This is a genomic window from Bradyrhizobium sp. CCBAU 53338, assembly GCF_015291665.1.
Classification (GTDB): Bacteria; Pseudomonadota; Alphaproteobacteria; order Rhizobiales; family Xanthobacteraceae; genus Bradyrhizobium.
Window position 1 is genome coordinate 5,006,726 of record NZ_CP030048.1, and the last position, 16,887, is coordinate 5,023,612.

The 16,887-nt window shown below is 63.4% G+C and carries 10 protein-coding genes and 1 pseudogene; 5 read left to right on the forward strand and 6 right to left on the reverse strand.

Annotated features, from left to right (window positions below; translation table 11 throughout):
- Positions 1-9: 9 nt before the first annotated feature.
- From hyi to XH90_RS23635, 5 genes and pseudogenes are all read right to left on the reverse strand, one after another.
- On the reverse strand, positions 10-795 hold the full coding sequence (gene hyi, locus XH90_RS23615) for a hydroxypyruvate isomerase (RefSeq protein ID WP_194476717.1): 786 nt from the start codon (positions 793-795) through the stop codon (positions 10-12).
- A gap of 11 nt (positions 796-806) precedes the next feature.
- Positions 807-2,597 carry a glyoxylate carboligase gene (gene gcl, locus XH90_RS23620; RefSeq protein WP_194476718.1) on the reverse strand — a complete coding sequence of 597 codons (1,791 nt, stop codon included), beginning with the start codon at positions 2,595-2,597 and terminating at the stop codon, positions 807-809.
- A 152-nt stretch (positions 2,598-2,749) separates the two neighbouring features.
- A pseudogene (locus tag XH90_RS23625) lies at positions 2,750-4,551 on the reverse strand (adenine deaminase C-terminal domain-containing protein).
- 147 nt (positions 4,552-4,698) lie between these two features.
- Positions 4,699-5,538: an IclR family transcriptional regulator gene (locus XH90_RS23630; protein WP_194476719.1), complete on the reverse strand. Its 840-nt coding sequence runs from the start codon at positions 5,536-5,538 to the stop codon at positions 4,699-4,701.
- Between the two features lie 58 nt (positions 5,539-5,596).
- Positions 5,597-7,726, reverse strand: coding sequence for an acetate--CoA ligase family protein (locus XH90_RS23635; protein ID WP_194476720.1), 2,130 nt, complete (start codon positions 7,724-7,726; stop codon positions 5,597-5,599).
- Between the two features lie 344 nt (positions 7,727-8,070).
- Between XH90_RS23635 and XH90_RS23640 the strand changes: the two genes are divergently transcribed.
- The 4 genes from XH90_RS23640 to XH90_RS23655 all read left to right on the forward strand — a co-directional run bounded on the left by XH90_RS23640 (position 8,071) and on the right by XH90_RS23655 (position 13,745).
- Positions 8,071-8,766: a GntR family transcriptional regulator gene (locus XH90_RS23640; protein WP_008553944.1), complete on the forward strand. Its 696-nt coding sequence runs from the start codon at positions 8,071-8,073 to the stop codon at positions 8,764-8,766.
- A 73-nt stretch (positions 8,767-8,839) separates the two neighbouring features.
- The gene (gene oxc / locus XH90_RS23645; protein ID WP_194476721.1) at positions 8,840-10,573 is read left to right on the forward strand and encodes an oxalyl-CoA decarboxylase; all 1,734 of its coding nucleotides are present in this window, start codon (positions 8,840-8,842) and stop codon (positions 10,571-10,573) included.
- A gap of 61 nt (positions 10,574-10,634) precedes the next feature.
- Positions 10,635-11,912 carry a formyl-CoA transferase gene (gene frc, locus XH90_RS23650; RefSeq protein WP_194476722.1) on the forward strand — a complete coding sequence of 426 codons (1,278 nt, stop codon included), beginning with the start codon at positions 10,635-10,637 and terminating at the stop codon, positions 11,910-11,912.
- A gap of 225 nt (positions 11,913-12,137) precedes the next feature.
- Positions 12,138-13,745 (forward strand): IS1182 family transposase, encoded by a 1,608-nt coding sequence (locus tag XH90_RS23655; protein WP_194476163.1) that lies wholly within the window; start codon positions 12,138-12,140, stop codon positions 13,743-13,745.
- Between the two features lie 86 nt (positions 13,746-13,831).
- On the opposite strand, the gene XH90_RS23660 is transcribed toward XH90_RS23655, so the two are convergent.
- Entirely contained in the window at positions 13,832-15,811 is a 1,980-nt protein-coding gene (locus tag XH90_RS23660) for a tetratricopeptide repeat protein (protein WP_194476723.1), read from the reverse strand.
- 174 nt (positions 15,812-15,985) lie between these two features.
- Between XH90_RS23660 and XH90_RS23665 the strand changes: the two genes are divergently transcribed.
- On the forward strand, positions 15,986-16,873 hold the full coding sequence (locus XH90_RS23665; protein ID WP_194476724.1) for a haloalkane dehalogenase: 888 nt from the start codon (positions 15,986-15,988) through the stop codon (positions 16,871-16,873).
- The last annotated feature ends 14 nt before the right edge of the window (positions 16,874-16,887 follow it).

Consider the following 16,887-nt stretch of genomic DNA (forward strand, 5'->3'; position numbering starts at 1 on the left):
GCCATGCTCTCAGGTCTCGAAGGTCTGCGCCGCGTGCCAGGACAGGCCTTCCAGCGTCGTGGTGCGCGGCTTGTATTCGCAGCCGATCCAGCCGCGATAGCCGATCGCGTCGAGATGGCGGAACAGGAAGGGATAGTTGATCTCGCCGGTGCCCGGCTCATGCCGGCCGGGATTGTCGGCGAGCTGGATGTGGGAGATCTGCGGCAGATATTCCTGCATGGTGCGGGCGAGATCGCCCTCCATGATCTGCATGTGATAGATGTCGTATTGGACGAACAGATTGTTCGACCGCACCTCGGAGATCAGCTGGATCGCCTGCTCGGTGCCGTTGAGAAAGAAACCGGGAATATCGAGCGTGTTGATCGGCTCGACCAGCAGCTTGATATTCTCGCGCGCCAGCGTCGACGCCGCAAAGCGCAGGTTTCCGACCAAAGTCTCCTGAAGCTCGCGCGGGTCGGTATTGTCTGGCGCGATGCCGACCAGGCAGTTGAGCTGCTCGCAATCGAGCGCCTTGGCGTAGTCGATGGCGCGGAACACGCCGTCGCGGAATTCGCTGGTGCGATCGGGCAGGATCGCGATGCCGCGCTCGCCGCCGGCCCAGTTGCCGGCGGGCAGATTGTGCAGCACCTGGGTCAGCCCGTGGGCCTCGAGCTGCTCGCGGAGCTGCGCCTTGTCAAAGTCATAGGGGAAGAGGTACTCGACCCCAGCAAAGCCTGCCGCCTTCGCCGCGGCGAAGCGGTCGATGAACGGCATCTCGTTGAAGAGCATGGTGAGATTGGCGGCGAATTTCGGCATGATGCTGTCTCCTATTCCGCCGGCTGCAACACGCCGGGCCTGATGGCCCCGACCTCGTCGAGCGGCAGGTCCAGCACCTCCTCGAACTCGACGATGTTGTCGATCTCGGTGCCCATTGCGATGTTGGTGACGCGCTCGAGGATGAACTCGACCACCACAGGCACGCGGTGCTTCTTCATCAATTCGCGCGCGGTTGCGAACGCGGCCTGGGTGTCCTTCGGGTCGGTGACGCGGATCGCCTTGCAGCCGAGGCCTTCGGCGACCGCGACATGATCGACGCCATAGACGCCGATCTCAGGTGCGTTGATGTTCTCGAAGGAGAGCTGGACGTGATAGTCCATCTCGAAGCCGCGCTGGGCCTGCCGGATCAGGCCGAGATAGGAATTGTTCACGACCACGTGGATGTAGGGCAGATTGAACTGCGCCCCGACCGCGAGCTCCTCGATCAGGAACTGGAAGTCGTAATCGCCCGACAGCGCGACGATCTCACGATCCGGACACGCCGCGCGCACACCGAGCGCCGCCGGCAGCGTCCAGCCGAGCGGTCCCGCCTGCCCGGCGTTGATCCAGTTGCGCGGCTTGTAGACGCCGAGGAACTGCGCACCCGCGATCTGCGACAGGCCGATCACCGTGACATAGGTGGTATCGCGGCCGAACGCCTTGTTCATCTCCTCGTAGACGCGCTGCGGCTTAATTGGGACGTTGTCGAAATGGCTCTTGCGCAGCATGGTCTTCTTGCGATCGCGGCAGGCCGCGGGCCACGCCTGGCGCTCGCGGAGCCTGCCGGAACGTCGCCACTCCCTGGTGACGGAAACGAAGAGCTCGAGCGCGGCCTTGGCGTCCGAGACGATGCCGAGATCGGGATTGAACACACGCCCGATCTGTGTCGGCTCGATGTCGACATGCACGAAGGTGCGGCCCTTGGTATAGGTCTCGACCGAGCCAGTGTGACGGTTGGCCCAGCGATTGCCGATGCCGAGCACGAAATCGGACTCCAGTAGCGTGGCATTGCCGTAGCGGTGGCTGGTTTGAAGTCCGACCATGCCGGCCATCAGCACGTGATCGTCGGGGATCGCGCCCCACCCCATCAGCGTCGGGACGACAGGCACGTTGGCGATCTCGGCGAATTCGACGAGAAGGTCGGAGGCATCGGCATTGATGATACCGCCGCCCGCAACGATCAGCGGCCGCTCGGCGGCGTTGAGCATCTCCAGCGCCTTCTCGACCTGCTTGCGGGTCGCGGTCGGCTTGTAGACCGGCAGCGGCTCATAGGTCTCGTCGTCGAATTCGATCTCGGCAAGCTGCACGTCGAGCGGCATGTCGATCAGCACCGGCCCCGGCCGGCCCGAGCGCATCACGTGAAAGGCCTGGCTGAACACGCGCGGCACCAACGCGGGCTCGCGCACGGTCACCGCCCATTTGGTCACGGGCTTGGCGATCGACTCGATGTCGACGGCCTGGAAATCCTCCTTGTAGAGCCGCGCGCGCGGCGCCTGCCCGGTGATGCAGAGGATCGGAATGGAATCGGCGATCGCCGAATAGAGCCCGGTGATCATGTCGGTGCCGGCCGGCCCCGAGGTACCGATGCAGACGCCGATATTGCCGGCCTTGGCCCTGGTGTAGCCCTCGGCCATATGGGAAGCGCCCTCGACATGGCGCGCAAGGATATGGCGGATCGAGCCGCGCTTCTGCAGTGCCGAGTAAAGCGGATTGATCGCCGCGCCGGGTACGCCGAAGGCGGTCGAGATGCCTTCCTTCTCCAGGATACGCACGGCTGCATCGACGGCTCGCATCTTCGCCATATCGGACCTCGCTTGGTTTAAGTCAGCGAGCGAGATCATCAGTCGCGAAAGATGCGATCTCAACGAAGCAGATTTTATTTTCCACGATGCGGCAGCGGTGGAAAAATTGCGGTGGTCTCAATCGCTTAGATCGAGAAAACCGTGAAAGCCGCTCACTCGAACAGCGGCGCCAGCTCCATCTGCGGGACCAGCACAAGGCCCTTGTCGGTGATGCGAATTTCGGGAATGACCGATAGCGGAATCAAATTGAAGCCCATGTAAGGGATGGTGCAGCCGGCGCCGGCCCATTCCTTCTTCAGCACCTTGACCTCTTCGGCCACCTCCGTGACGCGCTTGTCAGAGAGCAGGCCCGCGATCGGCAGCGGCACCAGTGCCCTCACCTTGTCGTCGGCGACGACACAGACAAGCCCTGCTGCTCATTGATGGCGGCGATTGCCACCTGCATGTCGCCCTCGTTGGTTCCGGCAACGATGATGTTATGGCTGTCGTGGCCGACGCTGGAGGCGACCGCGCCGCGCTTGAGGCCAAAATCCTTGAGTAGGCCATAAGCGACGTTGCCGGCAGACTTGCCGTGGCGCTCGACCACCGTAACGAAGCACAGACCGTAGCGCGCGAACAGCGACGGCCAATCTTTTGCCGGCTCGATCGCTACTTTCTCATGGATCAGCGTAATACCGGGCAGCGCCGTCCTGATCGCATTGACGGTACAGGCCTTCACGGGCAGCTCCGGCGTCAGCTTCAGCTTCTCCGGGAGTTTGACGGTAGCATAGGCCGCCTTCGGATATTGATAGCGCTGCGATAGTGCCCGATCGAGACGCGGCGTGATCTTGCGATGCTCGACCACCAATTCGCCGCCATACCAGGTGCATTGCGGCTTGAGCTGGTCGTCCATCAGCACGAGATCGGCGCGGCGGCCGCCGCCGAGCCCGCCGATATCGCCCTCCATGCAGAAGCGCGTGGCGCCATGCAGCGAGCCCATCGACCACGCCTGTTCGGGCGACATTCCCGCTTTCACTGCTTCGCGCACCACCCAGTCGAGACCGAACAGCAGGAGATCATCAGCATCGCGATCGTCGGTGCACACGGCAGTTCGCTTGTGCGAGGCCCCTAACTCGGTGATCGTCCGGATCGCCTGCGGCAGCGAGTGCCAGGGCGTGGTCGGCGGACCGCCACGCAGAAACACCCAGACGCCGGCGTCGAGCAGATCGTCAGCGATGTCACGGTCGATCGCCTCATGCGTGTCAGTGACGCCGCTCGCCGCATAGGCTGCGACGAATTCACGGCCATAGACATGACCGGAGACCGGGCGGCCGCGCTTCAAGGCCGCGGCAAGGATGGCATGACTGCGCTCGTCGCCCATCGTCACCGGGACGAAATCCATCTTCTCGCCAAGCGCGACGGCTTCAGGCCAGCGGTCGAACAAGCCTGCAATCTTGTCGGGCGTGAGATCACCGCCCGCAGTTTCCAGCTCCGCCGACGTCGCCGGCACCGTGCTCGGCACCGTCAAGAAGATCGAGAGCGGCGCCTCGCGGGCGTCCTCCAGCATCGCCTCGACGCCAGCAACGTCCATGACGTTGCCAATCTCATGGCTGTCGCAGAAGATCGTGGTGGTGCCGTTCAGCAGTGCAGCCTCGGCGTAAGCGCACGCCGTCACCATCGAGGATTCGATGTGGATGTGCGGATCGACCAGCCCCGGCGCCACGATGCCGCCGGCGGCGTCATAAACCGAGACGTCGCTCCACGTCTTCTTCGCCGTGCCTGATGGTTTCACTGCGGCAATGCGGCCGCCGGTGATCCAGACCTCCCGTCCCGGATGGATCCGCTCCGAATAGGTCGAAAGCGCCCGCGCGCCTGAGATGACGAGGTCGGGCATGATGCGCGCAGAGGCGACATCGGCGAGACGGCGCGTCATGGCGTGCAGCGGCGCGACGGCAAAACGGGTGAGCTTGGTCATCGGAACCCTCGCGTGGCGTTACGGCCGAGTGATGGTTACGCTCTGCGCCAAAGCGGGCAAGCTCAAATATAGCAGCACGTCTGCTTACGCCTTAGGCGTCGAACCGCCCGCCGACCGTGCAGATCTGCGCGAGTTCCGTATTCTGGCTCAATCCTGTTTCACCGCCGGCGTCACACCGCCGAGCGCCGCCGTGAGTTCCGCGGCCACATCCCGCACCACGCGGCCGACCTCGGGCAGCCGCTCGTCAGTGATGCGGCTGGTCATGCCTGATACCGAGATCGCCGCAAGCGGCTCTGCGAGCGCGTTGTAGACCACGGCGGCGACGCAGCGCAGGCCCATCTGCGCCTCCTCGTCGTCAACGGCAAAACCCTGCTTTCGCACCGTCGCGAGCTCCTTGAAGAGATCGCTCGGCCGCACGATGGATTTTGCGGTGAGCCTCGGCATCCCGTGATGGCGGATGACAGCGCCGACATCCTCGTCGGAATAGGTTGCGAGCACGGCCTTGCCGACGCCTGAGGTCACCATTGCGACGCGGCCGCCGACCTTGGTCAGCGAGCGCATGATTTCCCGGCTCTCCATGCGGGTCAGCACGATGATGAACTCGTCGTCGACCACGGCGAGATTGGCGGTCTCACGCGTGAGATCACGCAACTTGCGCAAATAAGGAATGGCCTGCGCGGTAAAATTGCGCCGCCGCGCAAAGCTCGCGCCCACGGTAAAACTGCGTACGCCGACATGCCATTTGGATTCAGCGCGGTCGAATTGCACGAAGCGGCGGCTTTCCAGCGTCGCCAGCAGGCGGTGCACGGTGGAGGCCGACAGCCCGGTGCGGACAGCGAGATCGCTGAGGCGATAGCCTTCGTCGTCCTCGGCGAGGGTCTCCAGGATGGACAGCGCGCGGTCCACAGACTGCACGCCGCCGTCACGATCGGCCTCCGATGCCGATCGTGTTTCGAGCGATTTGCGCCGGATCACGTTCTTGCCCATCGCGACCTGACCGTTCCCACCTCTCCCCGCAGACGGGGAGAGGTGAAAGTTTTGCGTCTCAGAGCAGGCCCGCGCCGCGAGCCCACTTGTACTTGGCGCCGAGCACCTCGACCGGAAGTTCGGTCGAGTAAGCATAGGCTGGGATGCCGTTCTGGTAGAGATATTCGGCAGCTTCCTCGACTTCGACGTCGCCGGCGAGCGAAGCCACGATCGGCTTCACGAAGCCCTTGGCCTCCATCTCCTTCTTCACCTCGACCATGTTGCGGGCGAACACCATCGGCGGCGTGACGATGGTGTGCCAGTAGCCGAGGATCAGGGAGTGGATGCGCTCATCCGACAGACCCAGCTTCACAGTGTTGACGTAGGTGATCGGCGGCTCGCCGCCGGTGATATCCACAGGATTTCCGGCCGCACCGAACGGCGGGATAAACTTGCGGAAGGCAGCGTCGAGATCCGGCGGCATCGACATCAGCGACAGGCCGTTGTCGACGCAGGAGTCCGACAGCAGCACACCCGAGCCGCCGGCACCAGTGATGATCAGCACGTTCTCACCCTTCGGCGTCGGCAGCACCGGCACACCACGGGCGAATTCGAGCAGCTGACGCAAGCTGCGGGCACGAATCACGCCGGACTGCGCCAGGACGTCCTCGTAGATCTTGTCGTTACCGGCGAGCGCGCCGGTGTGCGACGAGGCCGCCTTGGCGCCGGCCGAAGTGCGGCCGGCCTTGAGCACGACGACCGGCTTCTTCTTGGAGACGCGCTTGGCGGCCTCCGCGAAGGCGCGGCCATCCTTGAGGTCTTCGCAGTGCTGCGCGATCAGGTTCGTGTTCGGATCCTGCTCGAAGAAGGCGAGCAGATCGTCCTCGTCGATGTCGGACTTGTTGCCGAGGCCGACGATCGCCGACACGCCCATCTTGGCCGAGCGCGAGAAGCCGATGATCGCCATGCCGATGCCGCCCGACTGCGACGACAGCGCCGCGTGGCCCTTTACGTCGTAGGCGGTGCAGAAGGTCGCGCAGAGATTGGCGGGCGTATAGTAGAAGCCGTAGATGTTCGGCCCCATCAGGCGAATGTCGTACTTCTTGCCGACCTCGACGATCTCGGCCTGGAGTTCCGGCGCGCCCGCCTCCGCAAAGCCCGATGGAATCAGCACCGCACCCGGGATCTTCTTCTCACCGCATTCGGTCAGCGCTGCGGCCACGAACTTCGCGGGGATCGCGAACACCGCGGTGTCGATCACGCCGGGAACGTCCTTGACGCTCTTGTAGGCCTTGTAACCGAGGATTTCGGCCGCCTTCGGGTGGATCGGATAGATCTCGCCCTTGTAGCCGCCGTTGATCAGGTTCTTCATCACGGAGTTGCCGATCTTGCCGTCCTCGGCGGAGGCGCCGACCACGGCGACCGCCTTCGGCTGCATGATGCGGCTCATCGCCGCAACGATCTCTTCGGTCGGGCGCGGCTTCGGCTTCGGCTTGTAGGCGAAGTCGACGACGATGCGGACGTCGGCGGCAATCGCGTCCTTGGCGGTGGCGAAGACAGGGTTGAGGTCGAGCTCGACGATCTCAGGGAAATCGGTGACGAGCTGCGAGACCTTGACGATGACGTCGGCGAGCGCCGTGCGGTTCACCGGCTCGCCGCCGCGCACGCCCTTCAAGATCTCGTGTGCCTGGATGCCGTCGAGCATCGAGAGCGCGTCTTCCTTGGTCGCGGGTGCGAGGCGGAAGGTGATGTCCTTCAGCACTTCGACCAGCACGCCGCCGAGGCCGAAGGCGACCAGCTTGCCGAACGAGCCGTCGGTGATCGAGCCGACGATGACTTCGGTGCCGCCGGCCAGCATCTGCTGTACCTGGATGCCTTCGATCTTGGCATCAGCCTTGTACTTCTTGGCGTTGCCGAGAATGGTCTCGTAGGCTTTCTCGGCATCTTGGGCCGTCTTGACGCCGACGATGACGCCGCCGGCCTCGGTCTTGTGGAGGATGTCCGGCGAGACGATCTTCATCACGACAGGGAAGCCCATCGACGAGGCCATCTTGCCGGCCTCGCCGGCCGACTTCGCCACGCCCTCTTTCGGCACCGGAATGCCGTATGCGTCGCAAACCACCTTGCCTTCCGGCGCGGTCAGGCTGGTACGGTTGTCGGCCTTGACCTGGTCAAGGACCTTGCGGACGACGTCTTTGGAATTGGACATGAGCTTCTCCCTTGACCTTCAGTTCTTGCTTTGCAAAGCGCGCGTGATGCGGCTGCCGTGATACTTGCCATCGCCGCGCTCTGTTCCACCTAGCGGAACGGAGCGGCGAAAGGCCTTGATTACTCCGCCAGCTTGGATCAAAAATGGCTAGCGATGGCATTTGGTATGCCAGAAGCCAACTTGTCAAGCCAGAGCACCACCAAGAACGCCGCAAAAAATAGGCAGCTTGACATTCTGGCATGTGGTATGCCAAAAACTTTCCGGTAAATATTCCTGTAAAAGACGACTCCCACAGGAGGAGAATCGTCGTGTCACTGCGGAAACCAACCAAGGCGTTGCCGAATATGGCCGAGGCAGACATCGCAATCGTTCGTATTGCCCCGGAGAGCAGCTTCAAGAACAAGGCGTATGACGCCTTGAAGGAAGCCATCCTCAGGATGGACATCTACTCGACGCCCGAGCCCGTGATGCTGGACGAGCGCGCATTGTCCGAGCGCCTGGGTGTCAGCCGCACGCCGATCCGTGAAGCCATCGCGATGCTCGAGCAGGACGGTTTCGTGAAGACCGTGCCGCGCCGCGGCATCATGGTGGTGCGGCGGACCAAGAGCGAGATCGTCGACATGATCCGCGCCTGGGCGGCGCTGGAGAGCATGGCCGCCCGCCTCATCACCACCACCGCGCGCAAGAAGGACATCACGGCGCTCCGCGACTACTTCAAGGATTTCGGCAAGGACCGCCTGCCCGAGGATCACGTCGAGGAATATTCGCGCGCCAACATCGCCTTCCACCAGGCGCTGATCTCGCTGTCGGAATCCCCTGTCCTCGTCGATCTCACCAACGATCTCTTGCTGCACGTGCGCGGTTATCGCCAGCTGACGATCGGCCGCAAGGACCGCACCGCGACGTCCCTGCCCGAGCATCTCGCCATGATCGAAGCGCTTGAGGCGCGCGATACCGAGCTCGCCGAGAAGCGCGCCCGCGACCACACCCTTGGCCTTGCCGCTTACGTCGAGGCGCACGGCCAGGAACTGTTCACGTAACTGTTCACCTCGCAACATTCACCAGAAGGGCGAACCATTCGCCCCGTACCTTGAGACCAGGGAGACAAGGCCCATGCTGAACACCGCGACCAAGTCCGAAGCACCGGGCACCGAGCAGGAACTGACGGATGGCTTCCATCTCGTCATCGACGCGCTCAAGCTGAACGGCATCAACACCATCTATAATGTGCCGGGCATCCCGATCACGGATTTGGGCCGCATGGCGCAGGCTGCCGGCATTCGCGTGATCTCCTTCCGCCACGAGCAGAACGCCGGCTACGCCGCGGGCATCGCCGGCTATCTCACCAAGAAGCCCGGTGTCTGCCTCACGGTGTCCGCGCCCGGCTTCCTCAACGGTCTCACCGCGCTCGCCCACGCCACCACCAATTGCTACCCGATGATTCTGGTCTCGGGCTCCTCCGAGCGCGAGATCGTCGACCTCCAGCAGGGCGACTACGAGGAAATGGACCAGCTCGCGATCGCAAAGCCGCTGTGCAAGGCGGCCTATCGCGTGCTGCACGCCCAGGACATCGGCATCGGTTTCGCCCGCGCCATCCGCGCCGCGGTCTCGGGCCGTCCGGGCGGCGTCTATCTCGACCTGCCGGCAAAGCTGTTCGGCCAGGTGATGAACGCGGACGCAGGCCAGAAGTCGCTGGTCAAGGTGATCGATGCTGCCCCCGCGCAGATCCCCTCGCCCGCTTCGGTCAAGCGCGCGCTCGACGTGCTCAAGAACGCGAAGCGTCCGCTCATCATCCTCGGCAAGGGCGCGGCCTACGCGCAGGCCGATGAGGAGATCAAGAACTTCGTCGAGAAGAGCGGCGTGCCGTTCCTCCCGATGAGCATGGCCAAGGGCCTGCTGCCCGACTCGCATCCGCAATGCGCAGGTGCTGCGCGTTCGACGGTGCTGAAGGACTCCGACGTCGTCATGCTGATCGGCGCGCGGCTCAACTGGCTGCTCTCGCACGGCAAGGGCAAGAGCTGGGGCGAATCCCCGAAGAAGTTCATCCAGGTCGACATCGAACCGCGTGAGATGGACTCCAACGTCGAGATCGTCGCGCCCGTCGTGGGCGACATCGGCTCGGTGGTCTCCGCCTTCAACCAGGCGATGGGAACGGGCTGGACCGCTCCGCCCGCCGAATGGACCAAGGCCATCGTGACCAAGCGCGACGAGAACGTCGCCAAGATGGCGCCGAAGCTCATGAACAACAAGTCGCCGATGGATTATCACGGCGCGCTCGGCGTCCTGAAGAACGTGATCAAGGATCACCCCGAGGCGATCCTCGTCAACGAAGGCGCCAACACGCTCGACCTCGCCCGCGGCGTCATCGACATGTACAAGCCCCGCAAGCGTCTCGACGTCGGCACCTGGGGCGTGATGGGCATCGGCATGGGCCAGGCGATCGCAGCTGCGCTCGAGACCGGCCACCCCGTGCTCGCGGTTGAAGGCGACTCGGCCTTCGGCTTCTCCGGCATGGAGGTCGAGACCATCTGCCGCTACAACCTTCCGATCTGCGTCGTCATCTTCAACAATGACGGCATCTATCGCGGCACCGACGTCAACGGCGCCAACGACGATCCGGCGACGACCGTGTTCGTCAAGGGCGCTCGCTACGACAAGATGATGGAAGCCTTCGGCGGCGTCGGCGTGAATGCGACCTCGCCGGACGAGCTCAAGCGCGCCGTCGTCGAGGCGATGGCCTCGCGCAAGCCGACGCTGATCAACGCGGTGATCGATCCGGCCGCAGGCTCGGAGAGCGGCCGCATCGGCAACCTCAATCCGCAGAGCGTTCTGCAGAAGAAGAAGTAAGTCCCCCTTCAACCTTTAATCCCTGCGGTTGGCGGGGGCAGACAGAGTACGGAGCAACACCATGACCAAAGCGCTCGAGGGCGTTCGCATTCTCGACTTCACCCACGTCCAGTCCGGACCGACCTGCACGCAGCTGCTCGCTTGGTTCGGCGCCGACGTGATCAAGGTGGAACGCCCGGGCGTGGGTGACATCACCCGCGGCCAGCTGCAGGACATCCCGAACGTGGACAGCCTGTACTTCACCATGCTCAACCACAACAAGCGTTCGATCACGCTCGACACCAAGAACCCGAAGGGCAAGGAAGTCCTCACCGAGCTCATCAAGAAGTGCGACGTGCTGGTCGAAAACTTCGGCCCCGGCGTGCTCGACCGCATGGGCTTCCCCTGGGAGAAGATCCAGGCGATCAACCCGAAGATGATCGTCGCGTCGATCAAGGGCTTCGGCCCCGGACCGTACGAAGACTGCAAGGTCTATGAGAACGTCGCGCAGTGCACCGGCGGCGCCGCCTCCACCACCGGCTTCCGCGACGGCCTGCCGCTCGTCACCGGCGCACAGATCGGCGACAGCGGCACCGGCCTGCACCTCGCGCTCGGCATCGTCACCGCGCTCTATCAGCGCACGCATTCGGGCAAGGGCCAGCGCGTCACCGCTGCGATGCAGGACGGCGTGCTCAACCTCGCCCGCGTCAAGCTGCGCGACCAGCAGCGCCTCGCCCACGGCCCGCTCAAGGAGTACAGCCAGTTCGGCGAAGGCATTCCGTTCGGCGATGCCGTGCCGCGCGCCGGCAACGATTCCGGCGGCGGCCAGCCCGGCCGCATCCTGAAGTGCAAGGGCTGGGAGACCGATCCCAACGCCTACATCTACTTCATCACCCAGGCCCCGGTCTGGGAGAAGATCTGCGACGTGATCGGCGAGCCGACCTGGAAGACCGATCCGAACTACGCCAAGCCCCCGGCCCGCCTGCCGCGCCTGAACGAGATCTTCTCGCGCATCGAGCAGTGGACGATGACCAAGACCAAGTTCGAGGCGATGGAAATCCTCAACAAGGACGACATCCCCTGCGGCCCGATCCTGTCGATGAAGGAGATCGCCGAGGACCAGTCGCTGCGCGCGACCGGTACCGTCGTCGAGGTCGATCATCCGACCCGCGGCAAGTACATCTCGGTCGGCAATCCAATCAAGCTGTCGGACAGCCCGAGCGACGTCACCCGCTCGCCGCTGCTCGGCGAGCACACCGACGAGATCCTGCGCGCCGTGCTCGGCTTCAGCGATCACCAGGTCGCCGAGATCCACAAGTCCGGTGCACTCGACCCGCCGCAGAAGCAGGCCGCCGAGTAAGCCTCACCGCAGCCGCGAGACGAAAGGGCCGCCCATCGAGGCGGCCCTTTTTGTATCGGCGGCCGAGCACGCGGCAGCACGCTCAGCACAAAAACCAAAAACAACCCCATGCACAGTAGCCGGTGCCTCGGCCTCAAAGCATATTTCGTATTTTACGAATTTTTATTGACGCGACGAGGCTGGGCAAGAACGGGATTTTTTGAGAGTTGATGTAGGATTCGTCTTATGGCGAATCGCATATTTAAGACCGGCGAGAGCCGGGAGCAACCCAGTCTTCTGCCAGCGCGGATTGAGGACTATGTCGGGCCGGACAATCCGGTGCGAGCGATCGATGGCTTCGTTTGCGCGCTCGATCTTGCAAAGCTTGGCTTCGGCCACGCGGATCGTGGCGCGGAAGAAGTCGGGCAGCCGCCGTACGATCCTGCCGATCTGCTGAAGCTCTATCTTTACGGCTACATCAACCAGGTCAGGTCGTCGCGCCGGCTAGAGCGGGAAGCTGGCCGCAATCTGGAGCTGATCTGGCTGCTGAAGGGGCTGAAGCCGGGTTATCGGACGATTGCCAACTTCCGCAAGGAGAACTGGAAGGCGCTGAAGGCCACGAACCGGAGCTTCGTGCTGCTGGCTCGGGAGCTTGGGCTTGTCGGCGGCACGATCGTAGCGATTGATGGTTCCCTGTTCCAGGGCGACGCCAGCAAGGCTTCCATCTTCACGCGCAGGCGGCTTGGCGAGCAGATCGCAAGGCTGGACCAGGAGATCGAGGCTTACCGCAAGTCTCTTGAAGACAATGATGCAACAGAGGCCAAGAAGCCGGGGACGGATCGCGCGGGCGGTGATGGCCGAGGAGATGGCGGCGATATCGGTGCGAAGGTCGCGGCGTTGATGGCGAAGCGTTCGCGTGCCGAGGCCGATGTGGCTCGGCTGGAAGAGAGTGGCGAGACACAAATGTCGCTGACGGATCCGGATGCCCGGCTTCTGGTCAAGAACGGTCAGGGCATTGCAGGCTACAATGTGCAGACCGCGGTTGACGACAAGCACAAGCTCATTGTCGCGAGTGAGGTGGTCAACGACAGCAGTGATGTTCGACAGCTCTCTGCGATGGCCAAGGCGGCCAAAGAGGCCCTTGGAGCCGAGACACTGCAGGCGCTGGCCGATGAGGGCTATTACAGCAGTGTCGAACTGAAGGCCTGCGAGGACGAGGGCATCATCGCCTATGTGCCGCTGCCCGAAGCTAACGCGCGGCTCGAGAAGCAAGGCCGCTTCGCGCTCAAGGACTTCAACTATGACGGCGCAATCGACGCCTATCGCTGTCCCGCGGGCCAGCTGCTGCATCCGTTCAAGAGCAGGCAAAAGAACGTCAGTGGCCGCGTCGAGATCCGCTACGCGGCCCGCGGAGTGACCTGCAGGAGCTGCCCGCTCAAGGTCCGCTGTCTCTCACCAACCACCACCTACCGCACCATTGGTCGCTGGGAGCATGAAGATGTTCTCGAACGCCACCGCGCACGGATGCAGGGCGCGGGCGAGCTGATGCGCCGTCGTTCGGGGATTGTCGAGCATCCGTTTGGCACGCTCAAATGCCGTGCCGGCTATCGTCATTTTCTGGTCCGCGGCTTCGACAAGGTCCGCGGCGAATGGAGCCTGATGGCGCTCTGCTACAATTTCACCCGTGCGCTCAACATCCTTGGATTTGACGGGTTCCTGGCTGCGCTCGCAAAGACGCTTGTCATTTGCCGAGGTATCCTCGCAGCCCTCCTGCAGCACATCCAGGTCACTCCAGAGGCACTTTGGACCAATATCCGGCCGCCGCTCCCAATTGGCCGCTTCGTTCCAGCCTGAAGCCGCCAACGCCCAATTCTTGCCCAGCCTCGTCGGGCAAAACAGGGGTAGGATGGCACGATCCCAAAAAGCAAAACCCGCATCAGTCAGGGAATATGCATCGCCTTTGCCGCCTTCTGGTAGATGCGCCGGAGATCATCGACCAGATGGAACGCATCCTCAAACTGCCTGAAGGTGTAGGCGGGCTGCAGATGCTTCAGGCGCGTCCATTCGGCGTCGGCCTCGTCCATTCGTCCGGCCGTCGCCAGCGTCAGGACCGCGATCGCCCGCGCGTGAATGTGGGCGTTGGGTTGCTCAGCGCCACGAAGCGCAAAGACGGCGGCTTCCTCCGCTTTTCCCAAGCGAAGCAGACCAAAGGTCCGCGCGCCGAAGATCGCAAACAGCATCGGATCCAGCGGACTGAGGAGAGCTGCGGTATCCGCCGCCTCCACCGCGCACACGGGATCGCCGATCTGACAATGCACCATGGCCAGCGAATAATGAGCCGAAGCATAGCTCGGACTCAAACGCGTCGCCCGGTCGAGCGCGGTGATTGCGCCCTCCCGGTCTCGTCGAAGCCACAACGCGCGTCCCATCGCCCAATGCGCGGCCGGATCGCTGGGATCCACCTCAAGCCCCTGCCCGGCCGTAGTGAGCGCCAAGCTGATTTCCTGCTCACGTTCGCGCGTTTTCAGCACAAACGCATTCTGGAAGTGGGTGAAGGACAAGCCGGCATAACTTCGCGAGAAGGTCGGGTCGTGCGCGATGGCGTGATGGAAGAATGCCTGTGCCTGCCGATTACTCTCGCTCGTAAATCGATACATGTTGGCGACGCCGCGATGATACGCCTGCCACGCATCGAGCGAGATCGGCGGCAGGAGCAGCGACCGGTTACGTTCAATGATGTGAATTTCGGCATCGAGACCGGCCACGATCTGCGAGGCCAAGGGATTGGCCGCGGCGAAGGCCTCGCCGACATTGCAAGAGAATTCACCGGCCCAGAAGATGCGGCCGCTCGCCGGTTCGATCAACTCGATTGACGCGACGTAGTCGGATCCGTGCCGCTCCAGGCGGCCGTCCGCAACATATTGCGCATTCACGCGGCCGGCCGCCACGGCCGGCGCCTGACCGCTCAACGCGGATGCCGTGCTCCATGCGATCGTGCTGACGCTCCGCAGCTTGGCGATGCCGAAAATGACGTCGCTCGTCACGCGTCCGGCATCTGCGATCTCCTCGGGCGTCGTCCCGTCAAGCGGTATCACGAGAAGCGTCGGTCGGCGCGTGCCCACCGCCTGCTGCTGGCCCGGCACGTCGACACCGAGGCTTTGGAGACGGATCGTCTTGGCCGGTTTCCCGCGCTGTTGTTGCGCTGTCGCAAAAGCGGCCCTGAGCGATGACGGATCAATACCTTCACTCTGAAAGCGCTTGACGGAGGCGTCGATGTGCTGCCTCGCCTCGGCATGGAACGCATTGCCGGTCAACGCACGAACCAGCGCGACATGAGCCGTTTCGTCGAACGGTGCGACTTCGATGAGCTCCCGCAACACGTCGATGCGATCCTCAGGCGGCAACAGCACGCTGAGGCGTTCCAGCAACTGCTGGCGCAATTGATCGAAGCGGTGGCGCTGGCCTGCGAGCCAGTTTTCGAACGACGGAGCCCTTTCGACCGAGAGGCCTTCGAGAAAGTCGCCGCGGAACAGAGCCAGCAACGACCGAAGATCACTTGTCGCCCCACCGCTCAGTGCTGCCGGGGCTTCTCGCGCCACCCTGAGCGCATCGACGTCGAGCGCATCGGCTTCGATCTGAACCTGCTTGCGGTCGGCGATCAGCCGTATCGCTGCCGGACCGTCGACCAAGGACCGCAGCTTGGTCAGGCACCAGCGCAGTTCGCCGCGCGGATCGTCGGCGACATCCCAAAGCAGCTCGCACAGCTTTTCGCGGGAGACAGGCCGCCCCGCGACCGCAAGGTAGGCAAGGAGCGCGCGGACCTTGCGTGAAGGCGGCTGGGACAGCGCGCTTCCATTCCGGATGACTTGCAACGGGCCCAACAAAAGCACGCGGCCCGCCGACGGGATCGCCATTTCCATGATCGCTCCAACGCTCGCTCCAACGATGGCGGCCTACAGCAGGAGGTCTTGGACATCGTGTGACATCAGCGACGCTAGCATGGCTCAGGTTTCACGCGGAAGAGAAACAACCAGCCTCATCAGCCATTTAGCGGCGATTTTGATAACAGTCGTGCGATCTTGGGAGAAGCGATCATGACATCTGCGGCATTTCCCTATAGAAAGCAGCGGTGCAAGGTTCTCGGCCGTGAGATGGCCTATGTGGAGGTGGGACAAGGCGATCCCATCGTCCTGCTGCACGGCAATCCGACCTCGTCCTATCTGTGGCGCAATGTGTTGCCGCATCTGGAACCGTTCGGCCGCTGCATTGCGCTTGATCTGATTGGCATGGGCGACTCCGACAAGCTGCCCGAGAGCGGGCCCGATTCCTATCGCTTCGTCGAGCACCGCCGCTATCTCGGCGCCCTGCTCGAGGCGCTGAATGTGCGCGAGCGCGTAATCTTGGTCATCCATGACTGGGGTTCCACCCTCGGCTTCGACTGGGCCAATCACCATCGCGAGGCCGTAAAGGGTATCGCCTACATGGAAGCGATGGTGGGCCGGCAATATTGGAACCATTGGGACAAGTTCGGAATGCGACCCGTTTTGCAGGCGCTGCGGTCCCAGGCCGGCGAGCAGATGGTGCTGCAAGACAACTTCTTCATCGAGAAGGTCTTGCCCGGCGCGATCCTGCGCAAGCTCTCGGACGCGGAGATGGCAGAGTATCGCCGGCCCTTCAGCGAGCCCGGCGAGGGCCGGCGGCCAACGCTGACCTTTCCCCGGGAGATTCCGATCGAAGGCGATCCCGCCGACGTGACGGCGGCCGTCGACGCCTATGCGGCGTGGCTGAAGAGCAGCCAGGTGCCAAAGCTGTTCCTGAAGGCGGAGCCCGGCGGAATCCTCGCCGATGGCAAAATTCTCGAACAGGCCCGAAGCTTTCCGGCGCAGACCGAAGTGACGGTCAAGGGCGTCCACTTCGTCCAGGAAGATTCGCCTGATGAGATCGGCGGCGCCATTGCAGCCTGGATGAAGACGCTACGCTGACCGGCCGCGGCCGG

Excerpts from the sequence above, each read along its gene's own strand:
- hyi (WP_194476717.1), bottom strand. The coding sequence starts at position 795 with ATGCCGAAATTCGCCGCCAATCTCACCATGCTCTTCAACGAGATGCCG.
- gcl (WP_194476718.1), bottom strand. The coding sequence starts at position 2,597 with ATGGCGAAGATGCGAGCCGTCGATGCAGCCGTGCGTATCCTGGAGAAG.
- XH90_RS23630 (WP_194476719.1), bottom strand. The coding sequence starts at position 5,538 with ATGGGCAAGAACGTGATCCGGCGCAAATCGCTCGAAACACGATCGGCA.
- XH90_RS23635 (WP_194476720.1), bottom strand. The coding sequence starts at position 7,726 with ATGTCCAATTCCAAAGACGTCGTCCGCAAGGTCCTTGACCAGGTCAAG.
- XH90_RS23640 (WP_008553944.1), top strand. The coding sequence starts at position 8,071 with ATGGCCGAGGCAGACATCGCAATCGTTCGTATTGCCCCGGAGAGCAGC.
- oxc (WP_194476721.1), top strand. The coding sequence starts at position 8,840 with ATGCTGAACACCGCGACCAAGTCCGAAGCACCGGGCACCGAGCAGGAA.
- frc (WP_194476722.1), top strand. The coding sequence starts at position 10,635 with ATGACCAAAGCGCTCGAGGGCGTTCGCATTCTCGACTTCACCCACGTC.
- XH90_RS23655 (WP_194476163.1), top strand. The coding sequence starts at position 12,138 with ATGGCGAATCGCATATTTAAGACCGGCGAGAGCCGGGAGCAACCCAGT.
- XH90_RS23660 (WP_194476723.1), bottom strand. The coding sequence starts at position 15,811 with ATGGAAATGGCGATCCCGTCGGCGGGCCGCGTGCTTTTGTTGGGCCCG.
- XH90_RS23665 (WP_194476724.1), top strand. The coding sequence starts at position 15,986 with ATGACATCTGCGGCATTTCCCTATAGAAAGCAGCGGTGCAAGGTTCTC.